8 protein-coding genes, 1 tRNA gene and 1 pseudogene are annotated in these 12,742 nt (G+C 66.9%); 6 read left to right on the plus strand and 4 right to left on the minus strand.

Annotated features, from left to right (window positions below; translation table 11 throughout):
* Positions 1 to 27 precede the first annotated feature (27 nt).
* The 3 genes and pseudogenes from ODR01_RS02020 to ODR01_RS02030 form a co-directional block, all read left to right on the plus strand.
* Positions 28 to 1,305: pseudogene (locus ODR01_RS02020) on the plus strand (malic enzyme-like NAD(P)-binding protein); the annotation flags it as partial.
* Between the two features lie 196 nt (positions 1,306 to 1,501).
* Positions 1,502 to 3,757: an NADP-dependent malic enzyme gene (locus tag ODR01_RS02025; RefSeq protein ID WP_316975918.1), complete on the plus strand. Its 2,256-nt coding sequence runs from the start codon at positions 1,502 to 1,504 to the stop codon at positions 3,755 to 3,757.
* A 253-nt stretch (positions 3,758 to 4,010) separates the two neighbouring features.
* On the plus strand, positions 4,011 to 5,486 hold the full coding sequence (locus ODR01_RS02030; protein ID WP_316975919.1) for an inorganic phosphate transporter: 1,476 nt from the start codon (positions 4,011 to 4,013) through the stop codon (positions 5,484 to 5,486).
* Here ODR01_RS02030 and ODR01_RS02035 read toward each other — a convergent pair.
* From ODR01_RS02035 to typA, 3 genes are all read right to left on the minus strand, one after another.
* Positions 5,483 to 6,004, minus strand: a complete 522-nt coding sequence (locus ODR01_RS02035) for an O-acetyl-ADP-ribose deacetylase (protein WP_316975920.1) — start codon at positions 6,002 to 6,004, stop codon at positions 5,483 to 5,485. The genes ODR01_RS02030 and ODR01_RS02035 overlap by 4 nt on opposite strands.
* A 14-nt stretch (positions 6,005 to 6,018) precedes the next feature.
* Positions 6,019 to 7,311, minus strand: a complete 1,293-nt coding sequence (locus ODR01_RS02040; protein WP_316975921.1) for an AmpG family muropeptide MFS transporter — start codon at positions 7,309 to 7,311, stop codon at positions 6,019 to 6,021.
* Positions 7,312 to 7,551: 240 nt separating this feature from the next.
* Positions 7,552 to 9,372 (minus strand): translational GTPase TypA, encoded by a 1,821-nt coding sequence (typA, locus tag ODR01_RS02045; protein ID WP_316975922.1) that lies wholly within the window; start codon positions 9,370 to 9,372, stop codon positions 7,552 to 7,554.
* Positions 9,373 to 10,021: 649 nt separating this feature from the next.
* On the opposite strand from typA, the gene ODR01_RS02050 reads away from it, so the two are divergent.
* Complete coding sequence (locus ODR01_RS02050) at positions 10,022 to 10,780, plus strand: SDR family oxidoreductase (protein WP_316975923.1); 759 nt, start codon at positions 10,022 to 10,024, stop codon at positions 10,778 to 10,780.
* Positions 10,781 to 11,121: 341 nt separating this feature from the next.
* On the opposite strand, the gene ODR01_RS02055 is transcribed toward ODR01_RS02050, so the two are convergent.
* Positions 11,122 to 11,210: transfer RNA gene (locus tag ODR01_RS02055), tRNA-Pro, on the minus strand.
* A gap of 637 nt (positions 11,211 to 11,847) precedes the next feature.
* Between ODR01_RS02055 and ODR01_RS02060 the strand changes: the two genes are divergently transcribed.
* Both ODR01_RS02060 and ODR01_RS02065 read left to right on the plus strand, forming a co-directional pair.
* Positions 11,848 to 12,138, plus strand: coding sequence for a hypothetical protein (locus ODR01_RS02060; RefSeq protein ID WP_316975924.1), 291 nt, complete (start codon positions 11,848 to 11,850; stop codon positions 12,136 to 12,138).
* Positions 12,135 to 12,629 carry an ImmA/IrrE family metallo-endopeptidase gene (locus ODR01_RS02065; protein ID WP_316975925.1) on the plus strand — a complete coding sequence of 165 codons (495 nt, stop codon included), beginning with the start codon at positions 12,135 to 12,137 and terminating at the stop codon, positions 12,627 to 12,629. The genes ODR01_RS02060 and ODR01_RS02065 overlap by 4 nt, the downstream gene beginning before the upstream one ends.
* The last annotated feature ends 113 nt before the right edge of the window (positions 12,630 to 12,742 follow it).

The following is a 12,742-nucleotide window of genomic DNA, read 5'->3' on the forward strand; positions in this document are numbered from 1 at the left end:
CGGAAAGACCAAGAAAGATCAAAAGAGATGAACAAGGTAGTCAAACGCGATCTGAGTGAAGAGGCGCTGGAACTCCACGCCTCCGGGCGGCCCGGCAAAGTCGCCCTGCTGGCCACCAAGCAGCTGACCAACCAGCACGAGCTGGCTCTCCTCTATTCCCCCGGCGTCGCCGCTCCCTGCCTCGCCATCGCCCGCGACCCCTCGCTCGCCTACAAGTACACGGCGAAAGGCAACCGCGTGGCCGTCGTCTCGAACGGCACGGCGGTGTTGGGCCTCGGCAACCTGGGCGCGCTGGCCGGCAAGCCGGTGATGGAAGGCAAGGCGGTCCTCTTCAAGTGCTTCGCCGACATCGACGGCGTCGACATCGAGCTGGACAGCACCGACACCGAGGAACTGATCCTCGCCACCAAGCTGCTGGCCCCGACCTTCGGCGGCATCAACCTCGAAGACATCAAGGCGCCCGAATGCTTCGTCATCGAGCAGCGCCTGCGCAAGCTGATGCCGATTCCGGTCTTCCATGACGACCAGCACGGCACCGCCATCATTTCGGCCGCCGGCCTGATCAATGCCTGCCACCTGACCGGCCGCAAGCTGGAGACCGTCAAGATCGTGGTCAACGGCGCCGGCGCCGCGGCCATTTCGTGCACCTCGCTGTTCAAGCTGCTCGGCGTGAAGAACGAGAACGTCATCATGTGCGACTCCAAGGGCGTCGTCTATGAGGGCCGCACCGAGGGCATGAACGAGTGGAAGGCCATTCACGCGACGAAGACCAAGCACCGGACCCTGGCGGAAGCCATGGTCGGCGCCGATGTCTTCGTCGGCCTGTCGGTCAAGGGCGCGGTGTCCCAGGCGATGGTCAAGTCGATGGCGGCCAAGCCGATCGTCTTCGCGATGGCCAATCCCGATCCGGAAATCACCCCGGAAGACGCGGTCGCCGTGTGCCCGGATGCCATCACCGCCACCGGCCGTTCGGACTATCCGAACCAGATCAACAACGTGTTGGGCTTCCCCTACATCTTCCGCGGCGCCCTGGACTGCCGCGCCAGCACCATCAACGACGAGATGAAGCTGGCCGCCGCCCACGCCCTGGCCCAGCTCGCCCGCGAGCCGGTGCCGGAGGAAGTGAGCAAGGCCTATGGCGAGAAGCTCAGCTTCGGCCCGGGCTACATCATCCCGACGCCGTTCGATCCGCGCCTGATCGAGATCGTGCCGCCGGCCGTGGCCCAGGCCGCCGCCGACACCGGTGTCGCCCAGAAGCCCATCCAGAACATGGACGCCTACCGGCTCGAACTGCGGGCCCGGTTGGCTTCCGTGCGTAAACCGCACAGTGCCTAGGATGCGCGGCAAGACGCACGTTCTAGTTCTCGACTGACTCGGGATGGGACCCCGGCGACGCTTGGCGTTGCCGGGGTCTCGCCTTTCAAGGAGGTAGGCAGCCCATCTGCCCCAATCGTGAAACGTACGTAACAACGTGCACCACTGGTTCCGGGAGATGAAGATCATGGACGCTAAAGCCAGACAGGATCTGCAACGGGAAGCGCTCGTCGTTCACGCGTCGGGCCGTCCGGGAAAGATCGAAATCCGCGCCACCAAGCCGCTGACCACCCAGCGCGACCTCTCGCTTCTTTATTCGCCCGGCGTCGCCGCGCCCTGTCTGGAGATCCAGCGCGATCCGTCGCTCGCCTACGACTACACCGCCAAGGGCAATTTCGTGGCCGTCATCTCCAACGGCACGGCGGTCCTGGGCCTGGGCAACCTGGGGGCGCTGGCCGGCAAGCCGGTGATGGAAGGCAAGGGCGTCCTCTTCAAGCGCTTCGCCGACGTCGACGGCATCGACCTCGAGGTCGACACCGAGGACGTCGACGAGTTCGTCAACTGCGTGCGCTTCCTCGGCCCCGCCTTCGGCGGCATCAACCTCGAGGACATCAAGGCGCCGGAATGCTTCATCATCGAGGAGCGCCTGCGCGAGCTGATGGACATCCCGGTCTTCCATGACGACCAGCACGGCACCGCCATCATCTCGTCGGCCGGCCTCATCAACGCGCTCCACCTGACCGGCAAGGACATCAAAAAGGTCCGCCTGGTGGTCAACGGCGCCGGAGCCTCGGCGGTGGCCTGCACCAATCTCTTCAAGATGCTGGGCGTGCGCCACGAGAACGTCATCATGTGCGACACCAAGGGCGTCATCTACCAGGGCCGCACCGAGGGCATGAACCAGTGGAAATCGGCCCATGCCAACAAGACCAAGGCACGCACGCTCACCGAGGCGATGGAAGGCGCCGACGTCTTCGTCGGCCTGTCGGCCAAGGGCGCGGTGACCCAGGAGATGGTCAAGAAGATGGCCGACAAGCCGATCATCTTCGCCATGGCCAACCCCGACCCCGAGATCGCGCCCGAGGAGGCCAAGGCGGTGCGCCCCGACTGCATCATGGCGACCGGCCGCTCGGACTATCCCAACCAGGTCAACAACGTGCTGGGCTTCCCCTACATCTTCCGCGGCGCGCTCGACGTCAGGGCCAGCACCATCAACGACGAGATGAAGCTGGCCGCCGCCCACGCCTTGGCCGAACTGGCCCGCGAGGACGTGCCCGACGAGGTGAACGCCGCCTATTCGCGCGAGCTGCGCTACGGCTCGGAATACATCATCCCGTCGCCGTTCGATCCGCGCCTCATCGAATACATCCCGGCGGCGGTGGCCAAGGCGGCAATGGATTCGGGCGTCGCCCGGCGGCCGATCGTCGACATGGACGCCTATCGCACGGAACTGCGCTCGCGCCTCGATCCGTCGGTGGCCAGCCTCAACCTGATCTTCGAGCAGGTGCGCGCCAAGCCGCGCCGCGTGGTGTTCGCCGAAGGCGAGGAGGAGAAGAGCGTGCGCGCCGCGCTGGCCTTCCGCACCGCCGGCTACGGCACGCCGGTGCTGATCGGCCGCGAGGAACGGGTCAAGCAGACCATGGAGCGCATGGGGCTCAGTTCCGACGAGGCCCTGGAAACCCACAACGCCCGCCTGAGTTCGGCCAACAAGGCCTACACCGACTTCGTGTACGCCCGCCTGCAGCGCAAGGGCGCGCTTTATCGCGACTGCCAGCGCATGGTGAACCAGGACCGCAACATCTTCGGCGCCTGCATGGTGGCGATGGGCGACGCCGACGCCATGGTCACCGGGCTGACGCGCAACTACTACGGCGCGCTGGCCGACATCCGCAGCGTGCTCGACCCCAAGGCGGGCAACGAGGTCCTTGGCCTCACCCTGCTGCTGGCCAGGAACCGCACCCTTTTCCTGGCCGACACCGCGGTCCACGAACTGCCGACGTCCGAACAACTGGCCGACTTCGCCGTGCAGACGGCGGCGGCGGCCCGGCGTTTCGGGCACGACCCGCGCGTCGCCCTGATCTCGTTCTCCAACTTCGGCAATCCCGACATCGACCGTTCGCACATCGTGCGCGACGCCGTGGCGGTGCTCGATTCGCGCAAGGTGGACTTCGAGTACGACGGCGAGATGGGGGCCGACGTCGCGATCAACCCCGAGCTGATGCGGCTCTATCCGTTCTGCCGGCTGTCGGGGCCGGCCAACGTGCTGATCATGCCCGGCCTGCATTCGGCCCACGCCTCGACCCGCCTGATGCACGAGCTGGGCGGCGGCACGGTGATCGGGCCGATCCTGGTCGGCCTGTCGAAGCCGGTGCAGATCCTGCCGCAGGGCGCCACCGTGAACGACATCGTCAACATGGCGGCGATGGCGGCGCACGACGCCTGAATTCCGGCCTTTTCCCGGTTGGGCCCCGGCGCTCCGGCGCCGGGGTCTTTTCTTGTCCGCCTGTCGAAAAACCGCAATAAAACCGTCATAAAACTGTTGTCTTCGGCCGGACGCCCGCTTACTCAGGGCGCCCGGGACCATTGACATCACGAGAGGCATCGTCATCCTGCCCGCTCCTTCTCCCGAAGCCGGGAAGACGCCGTTCTGGGCGACCTGGCCACCGGCCGAAAGCGCCATCCGCCACGTCTCGCGATTGCGGCGCGCGGCCGGGACCGAAGGGCACGTCGCCGTCCGTCTCGGCCTGGCCGGCGCCTTTCTCCTGGCCGTTCTCGCCTTCACCGCCGTGGTCGCCGGCGGCTTCGGCGGCACCGCCGCCGCCATCGTCGGCGCCGGCGTCGTCGGCGGCTACATGGCGCTCAACATCGGCGCCAACGACGTCGCCAACAACATGGGCCCGGCGGTCGGCGCCCGGGCCGTGACCATGGCCGGCGCGCTGGTCATCGCCGCCGTCTTCGAGACGGCGGGCGCCGTGCTGGCCGGCGGCGACGTGGTGGCGACCATCGCCAAGGGCATCGTCGACCCCGTCGCGATGGCCGACGCCGGCGTCTTCGTCGTGGCGATGATGGCGGCCCTTTTGGCCGCCGCCCTGTGGCTCAATCTCGCCACCTACATCGGCGCCCCGGTTTCCACCACGCATGCCATCGTCGGCGGCGTCATGGGGGCCGGCATCGCCGCCTCCGGCATGGCCGCCGTCAACTGGCCGACCATGGGGGCGATCGCCGCCAGTTGGGTGATCTCGCCCCTGATGGGCGGCGCCGTGGCGGCGCTCTTCCTGTCGCTCATCCGCCACACCATCGTCTTCCAGGAGGACCGCATCGCGGCGTCCCGCCGCTGGGTTCCGGTGCTGATCGGCGTCATGGCCTCGACCTTCGGCGCCTACGTGCTGCTCAAGGGCCTGGGCCAGGTCTGGAAGCCGTCGGCCGGCACGGTGGCGGGCGCCGCCGTCGGCCTTTTCGTGACCGGCTGGCTGGTCGCCCGCCCGCTGATCGCCCGCCAGTCGGCCGGGCTGGAGAACCGCAAGAAGGCGGTGCACGGCCTGTTCTCCGTCCCCCTCATCTGCGCCGCCGCGCTTTTGTCTTTCGCGCACGGCGCCAACGACGTCGCCAACGCGGTGGGGCCACTCGCCGCCATCGTCTATGCCCTGTCCGCGGGCGGCGTTGCCGCCGAGGTGGGGATTCCCTACTGGGTGCTGATCGTCGGCGCGCTCGGCATTTCGGTCGGCCTGGCGCTGTTCGGTCCGCGCCTCATTCGCACGGTCGGCGAAAAGATCACCAAGCTCAACCCGATCCGGGCCTTCTGCGTCGCGCTGTCGGCGGCGATCACGGTCCTCATCGCCTCGGCCCTCGGGCTGCCGGTCAGTTCCACCCACATCGCGGTCGGCGGCGTCTTCGGCGTCGGCTTCCTGCGCGAGATCCTGCACAACCGCCTGCGCCGTCGGATGGCCCGGGAAGCGGCCGCCAAGGCCCCGCCGGCTGCCGCCACGGAGAAGGCCCCCGACGGCGACGCGGCGGCGCCCGCCAAGAAGAAGAAAAAGAAGAAGCTCAAGCTGGTGCGGCGCAAGCACCTGGGCACCATTGTCGCCGCCTGGGTGGTGACGGTGCCGCTGGCCGCCGCGCTGGCCGCCCTTCTCTTCTTCCTGCTCGCATGGGGCCGCGCGGCCCTGCTCTAGCCCCGGCCCCGGCCCGCCAGGGCGGCATCGTGCAGCGCCGCCGATCCGGCGGAAAAGCAGCAGAAGATCACCCGCTCCAGCGTGCCGTCGCCGGCCAGGAAGGCGGCGACCGTCGCCACCGCGATCCCCGCCGCCCGTTCGCCCGGAAAGCGATAGACGCCGGTGCCGATGGCCGGAAAGGCGAGGCTTTTCAGCCCATGGGCGACGGCGATTTCCAGCGGGCGGCGATAGCAGCCGGCCAGCAGGGCGTCCTCGCCGCGCCCGCCGCCCTGCCACACCGGACCCACCGTGTGGATGACGTGGCGGGCCTTGAGGTCGTAGCCGCCGGTGATCCTGGCCTCGCCCGTCTTGCAGCCGCCGAGGGTGCGGCATTCGGCCAGCAACCCGGGCCCGGCGGCGCGATGGATGGCGCCGTCCACCCCGCCGCCGCCCAGGAGCGACTCGTTGGCGGCGTTGACGATGGCGTCGACGTCCAGCGTCGTGATGTCGGCCACGATCACGCTTATACGCGGGTCCATGGGCCCTTCTCCGGCTAGTTGCCGGCCGCGGCCGCCGCGCGCTCGGGCGGGAAGCGGCGCATCATCCACAACAGCAGCGCCAGCCCCGGCAAGGCGGCAACCGTGGAAAAAAGGAAGAAGTCGATCCAGCCGACCGCTTCCACCACATACCCCCCCTGGGCGGCCAGCACGGTGCGGCCGAGGGCGGCCAGGCTGGACAGCAGCGAATACTGGGTGCCGGTGTAGGTCAGGCTGCACAAGGCCGAGATGTAGGCGACGAAGGCCGCCGAGCCCATGCCGCCCGACACGTTCTCGATGGAGATGGTGGCGGTCAGCCACAGGCGGTCGGCCCCGACGTGGGCCTGCCAGGCGAACATCAGGTTGGAGGCCGCCTGCAGGACGCCGCAGACGAGCAGGCTGCGGGCGATGCCGATGCGCGCCACCAGGATGCCGCCCATGGCGGCGCCGGCGATGGTGGCGACGAAGCCGTAGAGCTTGGAGATCTCGGCGATATCGACCTTGGTGAAGCCGATCTTGACGTAGAACGGATTGGCCATGACGCCGGCCATGGCGTCGCCCAGCTTGTAGAGCACGACGAAGGCGAGGATCGCCGCCACCGTCCAGCCGTGGCGCTTCAGCATGTCGGCGAAGGGGCCGACGAAGGCGTCCTGCGCCCACGCCACCAGGCCGGGCGCCGGCTTCACGACCGAGGCGGGAGCGGCCGGCTCGCGGCTGAAGAGGATAGTCAGGACGCCGACGCCGACCAGGGCGGCCATCGTCGCGTAGACCCAGAACCACGGCATGACGCTGGCCAGCAGCAGGGCGCCGGCCCCCGAGACCAGCATGGCGGTGCGATAGCCGAACTGCACGGCCGCGGCGCCCGCCCCGTATTGCCGTTCCTCGAGGATCTCGACCCGGTAGGCGTCGATGACGATGTCCTGGCTGGCCGAGCAGAAGGAGACGACGAGGGCCAGCGCCGCCACCCGCCACGGATCGGCCGCCGGATCGCAGGCGCCCAGCGCCAGCAGGGCGGCGATCAGCGCGCCCTGGGTGGCCAGCGCCCAGCCGCGGCGGCGCCCGAACAGCCGGGTCATCAGCGGCAGCGGCGCGCGGTCGACCAGCGGCGCCCACAGGAACTTGAAGCTGTAGGGAATGCCGACCATGGCGAACAGGCCGATGGTGGCCAGCGACACCCCCTCCTCGGTCAGCCACAGCGAGAGGGTCGAGCCGGTGAGGATCAACGGCAGGCCCGACGAGAAGCCCAGCAGCAGGACCACCAGGATGCGCCGGTCGGCGTAAACGGCGAGCGACTGGCGCCACGTGGTCACGGCCGCGACCCCGTTACGGCACGGCAACGAATCGGCGCGGCGGGAAGATGGAGCATGGCCGGCAGCCTAGCCCGCCGCCGCGCCTCTGGAAAGCATGAAAAGCCACGGATGGACACCGATGAACGCCGATAGGGGAGTGCGGCCAGGCGACCGCATACGGTGCTGCGAAGACGGGCCGAGGGATCGTCCATGTCCATCGGTGTTCGTCGGTGTTCATCCGTGGCGAAAGAACCGCCCCGCCTATTCGTCGGCCGCCCGTTCGGCCTTTTTGCGGGCGTGGGGGTCGAGGTGGCGTTTGCGCAGGCGGATGTATTTCGGCGTCACCTCCACCAGCTCGTCCTCGGCGATGTAGGCGACGGCCTGTTCCAGCGCCAGCCGCTTGGGCGGGCTCAGGCGGATGGCGTCGTCCTTGCCGGCGGCGCGGATGTTGGTCAGGTGCTTGGTCTTCAGCGGGTTGACGATGAGGTCGTTCTCGCGGGTGTGCTCGCCGACGATCATCCCCTCGTAGACCTTGGTGCCCGGCTCGACGAACAGCGGCCCCCGGCCCTCCAGCCCGCCCAGGGCATAGGTGACGGCGGTGCCGGTGGCGCTCGACACCAGCACGCCGACGCGCCTGGCCGGCACCGGCCCCTTGAAGGGGGCATAGCCGTGGAACATGCGGTTGAGCACGCCGGTGCCGCGCGTCTCGGTCATGAACTCGCCGTAATAGCCGATCAGGCCGCGCGACGGGGCCAGGAAGGTCAGCCGGGTCTTGCCGCCGCCCGAGGGGCGCATTTCGGTCATCTCGGCCCGGCGCACGGAAAGCGCCTCGACGACGATGCCGGCGAAGGCGTCGTCGACGTCGACCTGCACCTCCTCGATGGGTTCCAGGCGCGCCCCGGTCTCGGGGTCCTTGCGATAGAGCACGCGCGGCCGGCTGATCGACAGCTCGTAGCCCTCGCGGCGCAGCGTCTCGATCAGCACGCCCAGCTGCAATTCGCCGCGCCCGGCCACCTCGAAGGCGTCCTTGTCGGAGGTCTCGGTGACGCGGATGGCGACGTTGCCCTCGGCCTCGCGGGTCAGGCGGTCCCTGATCATGCGCGACGTCACCTTGTCGCCGTCCTGGCCGGCATAGGGCGAATCGTTGATGGAGAAGGTCATGGAAAGGGTCGGCGGATCGACCGGGGTGGCGGCGATCGGCTCGCTGACGGCGGCGTCGCAGATGGTGTCGGCCACCGTCGCCTTGCTCAATCCGGCCAGCGCCACGATGTCGCCGGCCTCGGCCTTCTCGACGCCGATGCGCTTCAGGCCGCGGAACACCAGCACCTTGGAAAGCCGCCCCTGCTCGATCAGGCGGCCGTCCGGGTGCAGCGCCTTGACCGTCATGTTGGGGCTGACCGAGCCGGCATGGATGCGCCCCGTCAGCACGCGGCCCAGGAAGGGGTCGTATTCCAGCGTCGAGGCCAGCATCTGGAAGGGACCGTCGGGCTCGGCCTCGGGCGGCGGCACGTGATCGACGATGAGGTGCAGCAGCGGCGTCAGGTCGGTTCCCGTCTCGCCCGCCGTCAGGCTGGCCCAGCCTTCCTTGGCCGAGGCGTAGATGACCGGGAAGTCGAGCTGCTTGCCCTGGGCCTCCAGGGCGACGAACAGGTCGAACACCTCCTCGTGCACCTGCTCGGTCCGCGAATCGGGGCGGTCCACCTTGTTGATGACGACGATGGGGTTGAGGCCCAGCTTCAGCGCCTTGGCGGTGACGAACTTGGTCTGCGGCATCGGCCCCTCGGCGGCGTCGACCAGCAGCAGCACGCCGTCGACCATGTTGAGGATGCGCTCGACCTCGCCGCCGAAGTCGGCGTGGCCGGGGGTGTCGACGACGTTGATGCGATGGCCCTGCCACTCGATGGAGGTGCATTTGGACAGGATGGTGATGCCGCGCTCGCGCTCCTGGTCCAGGGAATCCATGGCCCGCTCGGCCACGTGCTGCTTGGCGTGGAACGAGCCACCCTGGCGGAGCAGGCCGTCGACCAGCGTGGTCTTGCCGTGGTCGACGTGGGCGATGATGGCGATGTTGCGCAGGTTCAAGGACGGAACGCCTTCTGGTTCGGCCGGACACGGAAATGGGGGCCGTGGCGCGGGCCCGGCGGCCCGGCGGCGGCGGCCGGCAGTATAGTCGCCTTGCCGGCCGGGGCAAGGGCCAGCCGATTCGCGAAACCCTCGGCGGCTCCGCCCCCTCCCTGTCCCTCCCCCGCAAAGGGGGAGGGAACGCCGTCTTTATTCTCCCTCCCCTCGACGGGGAAGGAACGCGATCTTTTTCTCCCTCCCCCTGGATGGGGAAGGAACGCGATCTTTTTCTCCCTCCCCCTGGATGGGGAAGGAACGCGATCTTTTTCTCCCTCCCCCTCGATGGGGGAGGGCCGGGGAGGGGGTGAAGCCCCGCCCCCCGCACCCGCGAGGAGAAAGGGAACGCCGTCTTTTTCTCCCCCCCCCTCGACGGGGGAGGGCCGGGGAGGGGGTGAAGCCCCGCCCCCCGCACCCGCGAGGAGAAAGGGAACGCCGTCTTTCTCTCCCTCCCCCTCGACGGGAAAGGAACGCGATCTTTTTCTCCCTCCCCCTCGATGGGGAAGGGCCGGGGAGGGGGTGAAGCCCCGTCCCCCACAGCCGCGGGTGGACAAACGGCCGCCGGCCCCGTACATGTCTTGGCGTTTCATCGCGAGAGAGAGGGAGACACCCCATGAGCGAGACCCCGCGGGTCGCCATCGTCACCGGCGCCGGTTCCGGCATCGGCCGCGCCGTCGCCCTGGCGCTTCTCAACGACGGCTACGCCGTGGTGCTGGCCGGCCGGCGCCACGACGCCCTGGCCGAGACGCTGGCCTCGGCCGGCCCGCAGGCCAAGCGCGGCCTGGCGGTGCCGACCGACGTTTCCGATCCGAAGTCGGTCGACGCGTTGTTCGCCAGGACCAAGGAAACCTTCGGGCGCCTCGATCTGCTGTTCAACAACGCCGGCACCGGCACGCCGGCCATCTCGTTCGGCGACCTGACGTGGGAACAGTGGAAAGGGGTGATCGACGTCAACCTCAACGGCGCCTTTCTGTGCGCCCGGGCGGCCTTCGCCATGATGCGCGAGCAGCGGCCGATGGGCGGGCGGATCATCAACAACGGGTCCATCTCGGCCCACGCGCCGCGCCCCGGCTCGGCCCCCTACACGGCCTCCAAACACGCCATCACCGGGCTCACCAAGACCATCTCGCTCGACGGCCGCCCCTTCGACATCGCCTGCGGCCAGATCGACATCGGCAACGCCGTGACGCCGATGACGGCGCGCATGGCCGAAGGGGTGCCCCAGGCCAACGGCACCATCGCGCCGGAGCCGCGCATGGCGGTCGAGCACGTCGGCCAGGCGGTGGTGCAGATGGCCGCCCTGCCGCTCGAAACCAACGTCCAGTTCATGACCATCATGGCCACCAAGATGCCGTTCGTCGGACGGGGGTAGGCCGAACCTTCCCGAACCCGAGTCTCCTCTCCGCCAGCCAGCGGCGTGGGCTGACGAGGGCCTGAACCGGATATATCGTTGACAGGTTTCCTTGTCGGCAAAGGGGAGCTTTGCCAGTAGACTTGATTGATAAACGCGGCCTAGCGATTATAACCTTCGCAAACCTTTGGGCGAAAACTGGTCGGATACGGATTGCCCACTCAATATCCGGAAAATGTTGGGCATTTTCCGAAACATGGGCACAAGATGTTGATCAGAAAGAAAGCTCAGGATCGTTTTTTCTTGCCAGATTGGTAAGTTACGATTTACGTTAGGCTCTAATACACAACAGTTTGTTGGATTGGTGGCCCCGGTCGGACTCGAACCGACAATTCCCTGGCAGGAACCCCGATCCCAGATCGGGGGCGTTTACCGATTTCGCCACGGGGCCAATTAAGTGATGTGGGGTGAGCCGGTGCAAACGACTCACCCCGATGTCACCCGACGGTGGCTGCGAGCGGTAGCGGATCTTAACCCCTACCGTTCGGGTGGTAGTACTCTGTGGCCGCTAGTTAGGGTCGAGGCGCCAACCGAAGACCCTAGCTAGCCCACCCCGCACGCCACGGGGGTAGTTCATCAGATCCGCAGAGTGGTGCGTCGAGGCGGTCTGGGCAGATATCAGGCGGCGGCATTTGATGTCTCCTAAAAGGCAAAAGGGGACTCCTAGAGCCCACAGCGTGTCGGCCTCCATCGTCCCCTGATTGCGGGTCTACGCGCCCGCGTGCATCAAATCTGCCCGAGAGCGGTTCTCATCGCAACAACATTTCGTACCGAGTCAGGTAAAAATAGGCTTGATCTAGTGGCGGGATCTGGATATGGCGGAATCGGCTTGGCTGGCGTATACTGAAGCCATGATCAATCTAAGCCAGAAACAAAGCAGGCAGCCGAAAAGCCGACCAGCCTAAAGCCGCTCAAATTCGAGGAAGCGGTGGCGGATTTGCTGTGGGTAAAGCCACGGAACGACGACGATAACGCGGGGGGAAATGGCAACGGGGGCGGCAAACGACGCAAGCGTTGACGCCGTTGCGATGGCGGCTCAGCTGGGGCGCTTAGATCTCGTATCTGTCCTCTTGGCAATCGTGGCTATTTTGCTGGCGATTGGTGGCTTTGTGGCCTTTTTTAACGTTAGGGGCATTGCCCGGCGTCATGCCGAAGAAGAGGCGCGGGAGGTGGCTGAAAAGGCTGCAAACGACTACTTGCAAAGGGAAATGCCGTTAATAATTAAGGAGTATGGTGAGCTTTTTGAGAACGCGGGAGCCGATAAGCAGGCGGACGAGATAGCGGAAGCTCAGGAAAAGTCGGGTGGAGGTGAGCTATGACTCTTTCAGAGCAACTTAGCGTGATCAATAGGTTCAGGAAGCAAGCTCCCGTTGATGTTGAGGCTTTGGCTAAGGCGCTCGGCATCGGCGTTAGGTATGCATTTCTCGACGCGGAAGTGTCCGGAATGATTGAACGGTCGAAGGATGGCCGTTGCGTGATCACCGTAAACGCAGCAGATCCGCCAACTCGCCAGAGATTTACGTTGGCTCACGAAATCAGCCATTACATGCTCCATCGTCACCTGATTGGCGACGGGTTGGATGATGACCGAGCTTACAGAAGCACTGCGGTCGGCAAGTACCACAACACGAACATTGGTCCAAAGCATGAAACAGAGGCCAACAAGCTTGCGGCCTCAATTTTGATGCCGCACGAACTGATTGATGATCTCAAGAGGAAGGGGCATCAGAACCCGGCCCAACTCGCGCGCGCCTTGAATGTGTCTGAGCACGCGATGTCGATCCGCATTAGCGTTCCCTATGATGGTTGACGGTAGATCAGCCGCTTTCCCGCGCCCCTGATTGCCGCAACGGTCCGCGCGCCGTTATCGTCGAGCCGCGCATGGCGGTCGAGCACATCGGCCAAGCGGTGGTGCAGATGGCC

Source organism: Shumkonia mesophila (assembly GCF_026163695.1).
GTDB classification, from domain to species: Bacteria; Pseudomonadota; Alphaproteobacteria; order Rhodospirillales; family Shumkoniaceae; genus Shumkonia; species Shumkonia mesophila.